At 34.3% G+C, this 14361-nt stretch carries 18 protein-coding genes; 10 read left to right on the forward strand and 8 right to left on the reverse strand.

Annotated elements, in window-relative coordinates; translation table 11 throughout:
• Positions 1 to 3: 3 nt before the first annotated feature.
• From Q8X41_RS19700 to odhB, 4 genes are all read left to right on the forward strand, one after another.
• A complete protein-coding gene (locus Q8X41_RS19700; RefSeq protein ID WP_397537929.1) occupies positions 4 to 684 on the forward strand; it encodes a response regulator transcription factor in 681 nt (226 codons plus the stop codon).
• Complete coding sequence (locus Q8X41_RS19705; protein WP_397537930.1) at positions 681 to 2090, forward strand: ATP-binding protein; 1410 nt, start codon at positions 681 to 683, stop codon at positions 2088 to 2090. Before Q8X41_RS19700 ends, Q8X41_RS19705 begins: the two co-directional genes overlap by 4 nt.
• A gap of 241 nt (positions 2091 to 2331) precedes the next feature.
• A complete protein-coding gene (locus Q8X41_RS19710; RefSeq protein ID WP_397537931.1) occupies positions 2332 to 5133 on the forward strand; it encodes a 2-oxoglutarate dehydrogenase E1 component in 2802 nt (933 codons plus the stop codon).
• A gap of 31 nt (positions 5134 to 5164) precedes the next feature.
• Entirely contained in the window at positions 5165 to 6415 is a 1251-nt protein-coding gene (odhB, locus tag Q8X41_RS19715; RefSeq protein WP_397537932.1) for a 2-oxoglutarate dehydrogenase complex dihydrolipoyllysine-residue succinyltransferase, read from the forward strand.
• 23 nt (positions 6416 to 6438) lie between these two features.
• On the opposite strand, the gene Q8X41_RS19720 is transcribed toward odhB, so the two are convergent.
• A complete protein-coding gene (locus Q8X41_RS19720; RefSeq protein ID WP_397540310.1) occupies positions 6439 to 6702 on the reverse strand; it encodes a tyrosine-type recombinase/integrase in 264 nt (87 codons plus the stop codon).
• A gap of 546 nt (positions 6703 to 7248) precedes the next feature.
• Here Q8X41_RS19720 and Q8X41_RS19725 point away from each other — a divergent pair.
• The gene (locus Q8X41_RS19725; protein WP_397537933.1) at positions 7249 to 7458 is read left to right on the forward strand and encodes a hypothetical protein; all 210 of its coding nucleotides are present in this window, start codon (positions 7249 to 7251) and stop codon (positions 7456 to 7458) included.
• A gap of 398 nt (positions 7459 to 7856) precedes the next feature.
• Complete coding sequence (locus Q8X41_RS19730) at positions 7857 to 8036, forward strand: hypothetical protein (protein WP_397537935.1); 180 nt, start codon at positions 7857 to 7859, stop codon at positions 8034 to 8036.
• Between the two features lie 68 nt (positions 8037 to 8104).
• On the opposite strand, the gene Q8X41_RS19735 is transcribed toward Q8X41_RS19730, so the two are convergent.
• The 6 genes from Q8X41_RS19735 to Q8X41_RS19760 form a co-directional block, all read right to left on the reverse strand.
• Entirely contained in the window at positions 8105 to 8314 is a 210-nt protein-coding gene (locus tag Q8X41_RS19735; protein ID WP_397537936.1) for a helix-turn-helix domain-containing protein, read from the reverse strand.
• A 17-nt stretch (positions 8315 to 8331) separates the two neighbouring features.
• The gene (locus Q8X41_RS19740; protein WP_397537938.1) at positions 8332 to 8817 is read right to left on the reverse strand and encodes a DUF2975 domain-containing protein; all 486 of its coding nucleotides are present in this window, start codon (positions 8815 to 8817) and stop codon (positions 8332 to 8334) included.
• A gap of 113 nt (positions 8818 to 8930) precedes the next feature.
• Positions 8931 to 9341, reverse strand: a complete 411-nt coding sequence (locus tag Q8X41_RS19745; protein ID WP_397537939.1) for a hypothetical protein — start codon at positions 9339 to 9341, stop codon at positions 8931 to 8933.
• A 2-nt stretch (positions 9342 to 9343) separates the two neighbouring features.
• Complete coding sequence (locus tag Q8X41_RS19750) at positions 9344 to 9553, reverse strand: helix-turn-helix transcriptional regulator (RefSeq protein ID WP_397537940.1); 210 nt, start codon at positions 9551 to 9553, stop codon at positions 9344 to 9346.
• A 446-nt stretch (positions 9554 to 9999) separates the two neighbouring features.
• Complete coding sequence (locus Q8X41_RS19755) at positions 10000 to 10503, reverse strand: DUF3231 family protein (RefSeq protein ID WP_397537941.1); 504 nt, start codon at positions 10501 to 10503, stop codon at positions 10000 to 10002.
• A gap of 196 nt (positions 10504 to 10699) precedes the next feature.
• Positions 10700 to 10921, reverse strand: coding sequence for a hypothetical protein (locus Q8X41_RS19760; RefSeq protein ID WP_397537943.1), 222 nt, complete (start codon positions 10919 to 10921; stop codon positions 10700 to 10702).
• 323 nt (positions 10922 to 11244) lie between these two features.
• On the opposite strand from Q8X41_RS19760, the gene Q8X41_RS19765 reads away from it, so the two are divergent.
• The 3 genes from Q8X41_RS19765 to Q8X41_RS19775 all read left to right on the forward strand — a co-directional run bounded on the left by Q8X41_RS19765 (position 11245) and on the right by Q8X41_RS19775 (position 13721).
• Entirely contained in the window at positions 11245 to 11607 is a 363-nt protein-coding gene (locus Q8X41_RS19765; RefSeq protein ID WP_397537944.1) for a hypothetical protein, read from the forward strand.
• 352 nt (positions 11608 to 11959) lie between these two features.
• The gene (locus Q8X41_RS19770; protein ID WP_397537946.1) at positions 11960 to 12838 is read left to right on the forward strand and encodes a permease; all 879 of its coding nucleotides are present in this window, start codon (positions 11960 to 11962) and stop codon (positions 12836 to 12838) included.
• Between the two features lie 13 nt (positions 12839 to 12851).
• Positions 12852 to 13721, forward strand: a complete 870-nt coding sequence (locus Q8X41_RS19775; protein WP_397537947.1) for a TIGR03943 family putative permease subunit — start codon at positions 12852 to 12854, stop codon at positions 13719 to 13721.
• A 27-nt stretch (positions 13722 to 13748) separates the two neighbouring features.
• On the opposite strand, the gene Q8X41_RS19780 is transcribed toward Q8X41_RS19775, so the two are convergent.
• Positions 13749 to 13910, reverse strand: a complete 162-nt coding sequence (locus tag Q8X41_RS19780) for a hypothetical protein (RefSeq protein ID WP_397537948.1) — start codon at positions 13908 to 13910, stop codon at positions 13749 to 13751.
• A gap of 257 nt (positions 13911 to 14167) precedes the next feature.
• Here Q8X41_RS19780 and Q8X41_RS19785 point away from each other — a divergent pair, with 257 nt between their 5' ends.
• Positions 14168 to 14350, forward strand: a complete 183-nt coding sequence (locus Q8X41_RS19785; RefSeq protein WP_397537950.1) for a UPF0158 family protein — start codon at positions 14168 to 14170, stop codon at positions 14348 to 14350.
• Positions 14351 to 14361 lie beyond the last annotated feature (11 nt).

Consider the following 14361-nt stretch of genomic DNA (forward strand, 5'->3'; position numbering starts at 1 on the left):
TACATGACACAGCATATTTTATTGGTAGAAGATGAAAAAAATATAGCGCGCTTTATCGAACTTGAATTAAAGCACGAGCAATTTAATGTAACAATTTGTTATAACGGGCGAGAAGGGTTACAAGAGGCACTTAATGAGGACAAACATTTTGATGTCATTCTCTTAGATGTGATGCTTCCAGAGTTAAATGGTATCGAAGTGTGTAGAAGGGTAAGAAGCCATTCACAAGTACCAATTATCTTAATAACTGCTAGAGATGCAGTAATGGATCGGGTAGCCGGACTCGATGCTGGAGCAGATGATTATATCGTAAAACCTTTTGCAATTGAAGAACTGCTTGCACGAATTCGTTCAATTTTAAGAAGAACAAGCCAAGAGCAAAAGAAAACACCATTACTCCAATACAAAAACATCAAAATTAACCAAGATGCGTATTGCGCATATGTCGATGATAGCCTACTTGAACTTACAAAAACTGAATTCGACTTATTAAGTCTACTTATTAATAATAAAAATCGAGTATCCACCAGAGATCAAATACTTGAAAATGTATGGGGCTATCAAACGGATGTTGAAACAAATGTAGTAGATGTTTATATTCGTCATTTACGATCAAAACTACCAAAAGAAGCGAGTACTTACATTGAAACTGTTAGAGGAGTAGGGTATGTGATGAGAGAATGAAAAATCTAAATAGTCTATCTTTTAGAAATCAATCCTTAAAAACAAAGTGGGCGCTTACGTCCGCTTTTGTTATTTTTGTTAGTTTTGCAATTATTTGCTCCGTATTATATTGGTCGATTCATACGTGGTTATTATCAGAACAACAACAAATAGTCAATCGAACAATGGATGATTTAACAGGTTTTTTTGAATCACAAGGAAGTGGGTTAACCATTGACGATATACGTTCAAATAAGGGATTGATGAATTCTATCGTAAACAAAGATCAAACGGTCCGAATATTAAATAAAGACGGTATCGAAATCTTACGCATTAACGATACCGTTTCTAAAATTCCTGATGTGCCCAGTAATATTCCTCCTGAAGGTTATGTTGTCAATAAACAAAAGATTGGTGGGACAAAAAGCTTTGTTGCAACTGGTAAACTACAAATAGGGCCTTTTCAAGGATATATACAGTTAGCACATCCATTAACATCATTTAATTCGTTGATGAATTATTTGCTTATGGCTATGTTAATACTAGGTGTAGGAGCATTGGTATTATCCGCATACATTGGCTATGCGTTAGCAACTGTTCTTTTAAAACCACTACGAGATTTACGCATGGAAATGACAACAGTTGCTGAAAAGGGATTTCAAGCTCCAATCCATATGGAGTATGATCAAGATGACGAAATTGGTGATCTATTACGCGTCTATCGCAAGATGATGGGTGAACTAGAGCAATCCTTCCTTTTACAACAACAATTCATCTCAGATGCCTCACACGAGCTTAGAACGCCTATCCAAGTTGTAGAAGGACATTTATCCTTAATCTCTCGATGGGGAAAGGATGACCCAGAAGTATTAAATGAGTCACTTGAAACATCATTAGCAGAAATTAAACGCATGAAAAGTCTAATTGAAGAAATGTTAGAGCTTGCTAGAGGTCAATCAAAAGATTATGAAGAAAAATGTGATATAAAAGCAATTACATCCGATATCATTCAAGAACAAATCATTCTTCATCCAGAGGCTACAATCAATGTCGAGCATCATAACCTAACGATACAGTATGCAGCTATTTCATCAAATGCTTATGGACAAGTCTTACGCAACTTGTTGCAAAATGCTATTCGGTATTCTGATGAAAAGGTACATATTCAAATTTACTTGACAAATGACATGAAGAATTGCAAAATCGAAGTCGAAGATAACGGTATTGGGATCGCTGAAAATGACTTGCCACATATTTTTGAACGGTTCTATCGTGCAGATAAAGCACGTTCAAGAGATGAAGGTGGCACAGGCTTAGGACTTAGTATCGTGAAGATGTTAGTCAATAAGTATGGCGGTAAAATAACTGTAACTAGTAAACTGGGTACGGGAACAAAATTCAAAGTAATACTACCTTCTGAAAAATAGCATTTTTCTTAGGATTTATTCGCTAATTCCATCATTCAAGATGAAAATTGCTCAATTCTCTCAATAATATTGAATTTTTTGTGAAGAGTAGTAAGATTGAAAGGAAAAAGTTCTTCCAGCATACAGCAATACATACGTGTATCTTCAGCAGGAAGAATGGTAAAATATACAGTGGATTTTCAGAATTATACTTTTTAATTAATGGAACTGCCACTTGGCAAAAAAGTTGGAGGTAATTCTCATGTCAAACAACGTTTCACTTGCAAGCTCTCCATGGGCTGCTTTTTCAGGTCCAAACCTTGGCTATGTAATGGATATGTATGATTTATACTTAACATCTCCTGAAGAAGTCGATGCAGATCTTGTGGCTTTATTTGAACAATACGGCGCTCCAGTTGTAGAGTCAATTGAAGTTTCTACATCAGTTGAACCAGGAAATATTGCTAAAATTTTAGCTGCGGTACAATATGCAGATAATATCCGTGCACATGGACATTTAGCAGCAGATATTTATCCTTTAAATAATCAAACTAAAGACTCTACTCGCATTGAAGCGGCTACTTACGGATTAACTGATCAGGATTTAGTGAAAATTCCTGCATCTGTTTTATTTAACGATATTCCTGTAAACGTTCACAATGGATTAGATGCTATTAATTACCTTAAATCAATTTATACAAGCAAAATTGCTTATGAATTTAATCATGTTGTAGGTAAAGATGAAAGAAATTGGATTCAATCTAAGATTGAAAGCGGCTCACTTAATGGAAAACTTTCTTCAGAAGACAAAAAAGAAATTCTTTCCATGCTAAACAAAGTTGAAGGCTTTGAACAATTCTTGCACAAAACTTTTGTTGGGGTTAAACGTTTCTCAATCGAAGGTGTTGACGCATTAGTTGTATTAATCGAAGAAATCATCAAAGGTTCAGAAGTCAAAGGCGCTAAAGACATTATGATCGGTATGGCTCACCGTGGTCGTTTAAATGTGCTTACACATAATGTTCACAAATCATATGAAATGATGTTAGCTGACTTTGCTCATGTACCAAGTGAATTATTTATACCTGAAGACGGCTCTTTAGAAGTTACAAAAGGTTGGTCAAATGATGCGAAATACCACCTTGGTGCAACATACAAAGCTCAAAATGGTACAACAATCAAATTAGCTTACAACCCATCTCACTTAGAAGTAGTTAGCCCAGTCGTTACTGGTCAAGCACGTGCTGCTCAAGATGATACTTCTAAACCAGGTCTTCCAGGACATGATGCAAGTAAAGCTCTTGCCATCTTAGTTCATGGTGATGCAGCATTTGCTGGTCAAGGGATTGTAACTGAAACACTAAACTACTCTCGTACTAATGGTTTCAATACAGGTGGTTCAGTTCATATTATTGCAAATAATATGATTGGTTTCACAACTGAACGTTATGATTCTCGTTCTACAGTTTACTCTTCAGACCCTGCAAAAGGTTATGAAGTACCAGTTATTCATGTAAACGCTGATTCTCCTGAAGCAGTTGTTCAAGTTGCACGTTTCGCTGTTGAATACCGTGCAAAATTCGGTAAAGATATTGTAATCGATTTAATTGGTTACCGTCGCTATGGTCATAACGAAATGGATGAACCAATGATTACAAACCCAGCAATGTACAATATTGTACACAACCATGATACAGTTCGTGCATTGTACGGAAAAGAATTGGTTGCTGAAGGTGTTGTAACAGAAGAAGAAGTTACAAAACTTCAAAAAGATATCAAAGATCAGTTACAAGCTGCACTTGATCATGTAAAAGAAGTTGGTAAAGGTCAAGTAACTAGCCACGAAATGCCAGATGCAGTGAAGAATGGTTTCCCAGAAGGTATCGAAACAGCTGTTGAAAAAGAACGCTTAGAAAAAATGAATGAAGAACTTCTTGCATTCCCAGAAGACTTCAACGTATTCAAAAAATTAAGCAAAATCTTAAACCGTCGTCGCGATCCTTTCGAAGGTAAAGGGAAAATCGACTGGGGTCACGCTGAAACACTTGCTTTCGGTACAATTCTTCAAGATGGTTACCCAGTACGACTTACTGGTCAAGATGCTCAACGTGGTACATTCTCTCAACGTCACCTTGTTCTACATGACGAACAAAACGGTAAAGAAATCGTACCTTTACACAACATCTCTGGCTCACAAGCTTCATTTGCTGCAATTAACAGCCCATTATCTGAAGCTTCAATCGTAGGTTACGAATACGGTTATAACTTAGAAAACGAAAAAGCTCTAACAATTTGGGAAGCACAATATGGTGACTTTGCAAACATGGCACAAGTTATGTTTGATAACTTCATCTCAGGAACTCGTGCTAAATGGGGCGTTAAATCAGGTGTTGTATTATCAATGCCACACTCTGCTGAAGGTCAAGGTTCGGAACATACAAGTGCTCGCCTAGAACGATTCTTACAATTATCAGCTGAAAATAACTGGACAGTTGTAATGCTTTCTAGCGCTGCAAACTACTTCCACTTATTACGTCATCAAGCAGCTGTTCTTGGTACTGAATCAGTACGTCCATTAGTTATGATGTCACCAAAATCACTTCTACGTAACCAAATCGTAGCAGCTGATGTTGAAGAATTAACAAATGGTCACTATCGTACTGTAATCGAACACCCAACAACAGGTAAAAATGCGAAAAAAGTCGAAAAAGTAGTATTTGCGTCAGGTAAAATGGCAATCGATATTGCAGAAAAAGTAGGCGAAGGTGAAGGTTTTGAACACTTACATTTAGTACGTGTTGAACAACTATATCCATTCCCTAAAGAAGAAATTGCTGAAATCCTTGCAAAATTCCCTAACGTTAAAACACTTGCATGGGCACAAGAAGAACCTAAAAACATGGGTTCTTGGTTCTTTGCAGATCCATTCCTACGCGATTTAGCAACAGATGCTCAAGATGTTGTTTATGTAGGACGTCCTGAACATTCTAGCCCAGCGGAAGGTGACGCTGACTCTTACAAAGAAGCACAAACAGCCGTAATCGACCAAGCTGTTGCAAAATAGTAGAGCAATAAACTAAAGGAGGAAAATTAAAGTGGCAGAAATTATCGTTCCAGAATTAGCAGAATCTATTACAGAAGGTGAAATCGTACGTTGGGTTAAACAAGTTGGTGACCACGTAGAAAAAGGCGAATTCATCGTTGAATTAGAAACAGATAAAGTAAACGCTGAAATCATTTCTGAAGAAGCAGGCGTTCTTACTGAAATTTTAGCAAATGAAGGCGATGTTGTAGAAGTAGGCGCTGTAATCGCAAAAGTTGAAGCAGGCGCAGCTGCACCAGCTCCAAAAGAAGCTCCAAAAGCTGAAGAACCAAAACAAGAAGCACCAAAAGCTGAAGCAAAACCTGTTGCTGCACCAGTAGTAGAAGAAACTTCATCTAACGAACGTGTTATTGCTAGTCCAGCAGCACGTAAATTAGCTCGTGAAAAAGGTATCGATCTTGCAGCTGTTTCACCAGTAGATCCACAAGGTCGCGTACGTGTTCAAGATGTTGCTGCATACGGAAACGCTCCTGTAGCGCTAACTGCTGCACCACAACAAGCAGCACCAAAAGCAGCACCAGCTGTAAAAGCTGTAGATGAATCACGTGTTGATGCTGTTAAAATGACTCGTCGTCAACAAACTGCAGCAAAACGCTTACTTGAAGTATCTCAAACTACTGCAATGCTAACTACATTCAACGAAATCGATATGACAAACGTTATGGCACTTCGTAAACGTAAAAAAGATGCATTCCAAGAAGCACATGACGGTACTCGCCTTGGATTCATGTCATTCTTCACTAAAGCAGTAACAGCTGCTCTTAGAAAATACCCAGCTGTAAATGCTAAAATCGTTGGTGACGAAATTCACTACAACAAATTCTTTGATATCGGTGTTGCCGTATCTACTCCAGACGGATTAGTTGTACCAAACGTTCGTGATACTGATCGCAAAAACTTTGCTGAAATCGAAGCTTCAATTGCTGACTTAGCAACAAAAGCTCGCAACAAAAAATTATCACTTCAAGATCTTGAAGGTGGTTCATTCACTATCACAAACGGTGGTGTATTCGGTTCATTAATGTCTACACCTATCATCAACGGAGATCAAGCTGCAATCCTAGGTATGCACAACATCGTAAAACGCCCAATCGCAGTTGGTGACGAAATCCAACTACGTCCTATGATGTACGTAGCATTATCTTATGACCACCGCCTAATCAACGGTAAAGAATCTGTTGGATTCTTAAAAATGGTTAAAGACTTAATCGAAAACCCAGAAGATTTACTTCTAGAAGCTTAATCTGACGGACTTTTCCGAACCTATCACTTACACTCAGACCACCCTTTAATTAGGGTGGTTTTTTTGTTATTTTGGCTTTTTGACCACCAGAGCTTTTTCTTTGATTCTTTTAAGTAATTTATAAGCAAATCTGTTGTTTTTTCAATTGTCTCGGTAGTCACATGAGTATAGTTGTTTATGGTTGTTTCGATATGTGCATGGCCAAGTATTTTTTGAACAACTTTGATATCTACACCATATGCAATCAGAAGTGACGCACACGAATGACGTAATCCATGTACAGTTATTCGTGGTAGCTCAAAATGTTAGAATAGCTTTTTTAAGACTTCGTTAACGTAGGAGTTGCGAAAGGGCACATAAGAGGTCTCTTTAGTGAAAATGAACTTATACTTAACTTTTTCACCTGACATAAGGCGAAGCTTCTTATTTTGTCTTATAAGGTCCTATAAAAGGGTAAAACAAAAAAATGATAATATACGGAAATATATTGGGTGATACAATTAGATCACTGGGGTGAATGCTCTTGGTAAGACAAATAGATGAAGATTTAATTATAGTAATTGATATACCAGAAATGTAGTGCGTATGCGACGGTCAACTTAAAGTTGTGCACCACCACCAACTGGATACGGAAAACAGGAGATTAGCTGGAATAAAGGTATTCCAACTCACAGCGAGATAAAGTATACGCAGAAACTTTGAAGAAGTAAACAAGTAAGTGGATGAATAAATTCAATCAACATGTTATAGTAAAAGTAGATAAGCAATTATCACGTTTATCAGATTTAGAATAAGTGTTAGCTAAATAAAAAATCGTGCCGAGGTGTTTAACTATGAATGAGCAAACTGTACGAGAACAATCAGCATGGGAACACTACAAGTTTATCGAAGCTGAAAACTATCACTTGAAACGACAATTAGCTAATAAAAACAAAGAAAATAAGCGACTGAAACGTGTTATTAGCGCTTTAAAAGAAAATATGAAACAAGACAAACAACGCTATCGTAATAATGGAAAAGCTAAATGTAATTTGAATAAATAGGTTGAAAAATACTAATAAGATTACTGGAACAACCAGGAGTGAGCACTGAATTTACGCAATTACTGCGTTTGTTTGGTGCTCTTTTTTATAAAAGAAGATTTATACATTAATCGAGACGTATATAAAATATCTACATTTTAAAAAAAATTCAATATATATTCACTGGGAATAACTTAATTTTCTATACTTTAACTGATGGATTATATAGTAGAATGAATCTATGGAAGAGTACTTTTTTACTTTAGAGGGCATTTTTCTACTCGTTATACTAGAATTACTACCTTTAGCCTTAATACCATTCTTTTTGGCTTCATTATAAAGTTCTAAGATATGTATCTTCAACTTTCTTTTAGTAATATGTTTTTATTAACAAATAGAGTTATAGAGGAGATTTAATAATGATAATGTTTTTAGAAGAAACCTTGTTAGTAATTACAGCAACACTAGTAAGTATTTATTTATACGGTCTTCAAGGTATATCATCTGGTAAGTTTACAGAGATACTTTGGGCTACACCTATAATATTAATAATAGTAGCTATAATTATTTATATAAAAAAACAAAAATCTCAAAAATAATTAGAACGCAAATAAGCAACAATACCAGCTTCAGCAAGAAAACTACTTGCCGAAGCTATCCTCATTCATTATTCATCTTTAACATATTCCAAGATGTCACCTGGTTGACAATCTAGAGCTTTACAAATTTCATTTAATGTTGTAAATCTAATAGCTTTCGCTTTGTTATTTTTTAAAATAGAGAGATTAGCCTTAGTGATTCCTAATTTATCAGCAAGTTCAGTAGAACTCATTTTTCTTTTTACCATAATTAAGTCTAAATTCACTTGAATGGTCATAGTATCTCCTTTCTTAATTAAACTGTATAATCATTTTCATTTTTTATTTCAATTGCTGTTTTAAATAGATTTGCGAAAACAAGACTTAATAGACATATTACTAATGAGACAAATGAAATAACTAGACATGATACTATTGTGAACGCATATAGGTATATGTCGTATACAATGAATAATCCTAGAGTAGTTAAATTAAAAAGAAGTAACTCACTGAAAGAACATTTAGAGATTATTTTCAATTGTTTTGGCATATCTGATGAAAAAGGTTGATTTAACAATAATAGTTTGCACATCTTTTTTAATGAGAATAGAGCTATTAAGTAAGGAATAGCACAGATATAAATCGCAATGACTACAACCATATCTAAATTTGTATCGGTCATAGATAAGGCACTTTTAAAAAAAGCTGTCATTACCAATGGCAAAGAAATAAGAGCTAATAATGTTAGAAAAATTCCAGCCATCACCAAACCATTTGTTACTTTTATGATGTTTTTATTCATTTTTTCAACTTCCTTTCTTTAATGAAATTATACTACCACCTTTTTTATCGAAAAACAATAAAAAAATATTGATTTACGAAAACGAAAAAAGAACCAAAAGGTTCTTTTTTCAATTACTGATCAAATCTCTTTACGATTTTTAAGCCAAACATCATAGTAAAGAAAAGAACTCCCATCACGTAATACAGAACATACTCTACCCGTATCATCGAGCTTTTGTTATTTATAAATAAAACAAATAGTATTACAGCACCAACAAAATGAGAAAGACCGAAGATTTGAGCCATAAATTTCAAACTCAGCTTTTCAATTCTTTCATCCATTACTGGCAATGGATACTCTTCTGATTCTGTTTTCTTCTTAAAGAATAACTTTTTTAATAGCGCAAATGCTAATCCGAAGAAGATAAAGGCTACTATATAAAGAAGAGTTGCTTCAAGACCGTCACTAAAATAAATTAATATAGTTCCTAGTAAAAGGATGGTAATATAAGGTATCGCTTGTTCAATAGCTTTGCTTTTCAATGTTATTCCTCCCCAGTTTTATCTAATTGAAATAAGTCCTCCACTTTACAATTAAAAAATTCACATAATTTTAATGCTAATTCTAAGCTAGGGTTATATCTGTTCTTCTCGATAGCGATGAGGGACTGCCTGGTGATGTTAACAGCTGAAGCGAGTTGTTCTTGGGTGATGTCTCTAACAACGCGGAATTGTTTTACTTTATTTATGACCAAATCCACCATTTCTCCTTTATGTAAATCTTGTTACAGAGATTATATCCATTTATAGGAAGTATGTCAATGTGCCTTTACAAAATGTATACGAAACATTACATCTAAAATGGAACACATCCTTGACTAGTATTCATTACCATTGCGAAACAAAAGGAAGGATTCCATTAGGGGCGACAAAAAAATACTCGAAAGAACAGCTAGACCATGCAATGGAATTACTTAAAGAAAATTTGTTTTATTCATAGGGGGAATGCCAAAATGGGATTTCATATTCCTGTTGTGGAGAGGGGCTTTATAGTCAGGATTTATGATGGGGATTAAGTGAACAGATGAAGGGAAATGTGCAGTAAAAAGGAAGATTAAAATGCCTTATTGCAACTACTGAAAGAAATGAAAAAACCCCAGTTGAATAGTACTGGGGATCATTGTGTCAGGTTTAATAATTATTATTTTTCAGGGTAATGCATTGGTGGTGGAACTAACCAACCTTTAGTTTTATTAAGACGTAACAATTTTGCTCCAAGTTGAGCTTTATCTGTGTGGAATTGAGCGTACATTAGCGCAATATCTTCTCTAGTAGACATACCCATAACTTGGCTACATGTAACTAGCCCAGCAGCAAGGTCACCTGTTAGGGCAGCGCTAATTTCTGGATCATTAAATTTCGCACCTGGAGGAATATCCTCAATTCTTGCAACTGGCCTTTCTGGTGGTGCGGGTGGTAGAGCAACACCGTTAGTTTTTAATATTTTATCTAACTGTTTTGCTTCTTCTCTACAAGTGTAGATAATGTCTTCGATTATTGTTTTTAAATCTTCATCACCAGCATGATTATAAAATGTTTGATAACCAGCAATGAAACCATAATTTACAGCAAGATGTGTCCATATACTAAACACTTCTCCGTAGTGTAATGGCTCGTCTTTAGGGTTTCCGCTAAGAATTCCCATACTTGCACTTCCTCTCTTATTTGAACATTTTCAAACATAGATAGTATGGGAGTAATAAGAAAAATAATTCGTTTTAATAAAAATGGCCACTTTATATAAATACAAGGAACTTAAAAAAAGTTACTATGTCGTAGTTCGAAGATTTTGTGAATTAAAAAACAGCCCAAATTTTGAGCTGTCGGTTTGTAATGAATTATTAATATAATCGTTGATTATAACAAGGTGGGAATCCATTTACATCTTGAATCATGTGGAAATCATATTTTTTTAACGCAAATTGAGTATGATACAGATATTCAATAACAAGCAGCTTTCCATCTGATACATCACACAATACGCCTGATGTACCTTGCCCATTTGAAAGCGATATACCTACCGGCTGACCTATTAAGTACGCTACTTTATGTTGCCATGGCATAGTCATCAATCCTTTCAGAGTATTATATGCTTTCAGTGATATTTAGTGATGTTATGAAAAATAATTAGAGACGATAAATGGATACTATATTATATCAAACAATTGAAACTTCAAGTCTACAACGGGGAGGGGGATTATATGCTGATTCTATATTGGAACCTTTAGGTTAAAAAAATATAAAGTCAACAGCAGATCATTTGACTTACTGTCCTACATTTGGAACCTATCACAACTTAATAATAAGTACATTTTTAATATCTATCTTTAATTTTTCTTCTTTAAACCGATAAAGTAAAGAAAACAGTTAGAAAGAGGCAAGCATTTTGGAGAGTAAAGAACTTATTTCAGTTATAAATAATTCAGTTAATGAATTGGATTTTGTTACTGCAAGAAGACATATCGAAGAAAATTCAGATTTGGTAAAACATTTTAAAGTGCATTTAAATAGTAACGCCAGAGAAATTCTAAACTTTATCCTTGATAAGAAAAATCAAGATGCTAAGCCATTAACAAGGTCTGAAATTAATACAATCAATGCAATTAATGTATACGCGTCAAAATTTGATATAAGAGGATTAAAGCTCGTTATAAAAGGAAAAGAGTCTTTATTTCTTCGAGAAGAAGTTTTAGCTTATCTCAATACAGATGCCAAAATTATGTTAGAAGGAATGGGGACTATAAAGTAAGATTCTCAGACCATTAGATATTGATGAAAGATTAAGATTAGGGTTACTACAGTATAAATAAATAGGATAAGTATTAGTAATTAAGCACATCCAAATGGGTGTGCTTTTTCTATGGGCATTTTTAACGAATCATTAATTATAAAGCGCAAACGGTAAAAATTTTAATTTAGAAATCTAACATTTGGCCCAAAAGAAGAGTATGTAAGCAATGCAGGATTTTTATTAAAAAATATGCAACCAAAATCCTCTAAATAAAGTCAAGTTATATTGGAGTTTTAGTTTGGATAAACTTCTTTTTTTATAAAAAAAAGAGTATAATGCTAATGCTTAAAAATAGATAGAAAAGAAGGTTTTGAGAAGCGTGTCTACATTTTTACAACTAAACACCATCTTTATCAGTATAATTATAGAAGCGTTCCCATTTGTACTGATTGGTGTTTTTATTTCAGGTATTATTCAAATGTTCGTTACCGATCAGATGATTGCAAAAATTGTACCTAAAAATAGAGTGCTAGCTGTTTTATATGGTTCGTTGATAGGAGCGCTATTTCCTTCATGTGAATGTGGGATAATCCCAATTGTCCATCGTTTACTTAAAAAGGGAGTTCCTCTTCATGTGGCAATTCCATTTATGTTAACTGGACCAATTATAAATCCAATCGTATTATTTTCAACATTCATCGCTTTCGGAAATAACTGGCAAATGGTGTGGTATCGTGCAGGATTTGCTATTATCATTGCCTTTATTATTGGGATTATACTATCTTACCAATACAAGGGGACACAACTTTTGGATGAAGATGAGCATGATCACCATCATGAACATGCAACTACTCTTTGGCAAAAATTTGTGGGTACATTAAATCATGCAGTTGAGGAATTCTTTTCTGTAGGTAAATATTTAATTATTGGTGCATTTATCGCGGCTTCTATGCAAATTTTTGTGAAAACATCTGTGTTAATGGATCTTGGCCAAACAAAAGCAACATCTTCGTTAGTAATGATGTTGTTGGCAGGTATTTTGTCATTATGTTCAGAAGCAGATGCATTTATCGCGGCATCATTTAGAGGCACTTTCTCTACATCATCATTGGTAGCTTTTTTATTAATTGGTCCAATGGTAGATATCAAAAATTTATTAATGATGTATCATACTTTTAAGAAAAAATTCATTGCAGTGCTGATTTTGTATATTTTTGTATTAGTATTTATCAGCTCTATGCTAGTCTAGGAGGGGAATATTGATGATCCGAGCTTTAATCTTAATGGGATTTACGTATTTCTTTTATTACCTCTTTGCTTCAGGCGATAATGCGAAATACATTAATATGAAATATGAGTATATTAACATTCTAGGTATTATATTATTTGGTACTCTAACAGTTGTGCAAATTTTCAATATTGCAAAAGGTGATTCAAAAGTAGAATGTGATTGTGGGCATGACCATGAACATGAGCAAGATAAACCATGGTGGAAAAGAATTCTTTTTTATGGGTTGTTTGCTTTTCCTCTAATAACTGGATTATGCTTGCCAATTGCTACACTCGATTCAACAGTTGTTAGGTCGAAGGGATTTTCTTTCCAATCAATCAATACGTTACAAAAGGGTGACCAGTTTATCAAACCACAGTATCTAAAACCGGATACGAGTGTGTTTTTTGGAAAAGATGGTTATTTAGATTTAATGCAACAAGAGTTAGATGAGTTTTCTAAAATGGACACTGTTGCTTTAAATGATAATAATTTCTTAATGGGGATGGAAACATTGTATAATTTCCCTGGAGAATTCATGGGGAAAACAGTTTCTTATAAAGGGTTTATCTACCAAGATCATGAATTAGGGAAGAATCAAGTGTTTGTATTACGATTTGGTGTTATTCACTGTATCGCAGATGCCGGTGTTTATGGCATGCTTGTACAACTTCCAGAGGATCAACATTTTAAAAATGATGAATGGGTTAATGTAGAAGGAAAATTATCGACAATATACTATCAACCTTTCAAATCGAATATTCCTTATTTAAAAGTAACGAAGATAGAAGATACACAAAAGCCAGATGAGCCATACACATTCCGTGGCTATGATAATCCTAATGTTAAAGTTAATAAGTAAATAATCAATTTTGACAAAACGGTTGTTCTAACGAGCAACCGTTTTGTTTTTTTGTTGAATCTCATAAATAGAAAGTTTTTCTAATAGAAGTTCTTTTGATGAAGTTTGTAGTAATTCTTTCGCTACGGTTTCTAAAGCGTTTTTGTCATTGGGGGAAAGTGTGCTCTTTTGTTTATCTAGCGGATGCAAGTCTGTCACCTCAATTATATTATAAGAACATTTGTTCTTTAATGCAAGTGTTGAATTTAAAGTTCTGAAATTTCCGCCTGAAATAATGAAAACGATTCCATACAGCGAAGAAAAGAGAGTGTCAAATATTTGACACAATATAAATAGAAAATAGAGCAAAAGACTGGAAGTAAGATGTCTGACCATGTAAGATATATAAGGCTAAAAAATGTATATAACAAGATGTTCATATAGGAAAAATAAAAGGAGTATTTTAAATGGATAGCACTATTGAGTTTTATATAGATAAGATTGAAGGACAAATTCTAATGGATCTTGCTGATCATGATGACGCAAATCTTTATACAATTGCAAATGAGTTAATTCAAAACGAACCAGCAGATAAGTTGGCATCAATTTGCCAAGCTTATGAAGTAGTTAAACATGAATTACTTGGATAATATGTAAAGAA

Origin of the sequence: Rummeliibacillus pycnus (assembly GCF_044359855.1) — a bacterium.
Lineage (GTDB): Bacteria > Bacillota > Bacilli > Bacillales_A > Planococcaceae > Rummeliibacillus > Rummeliibacillus pycnus_A.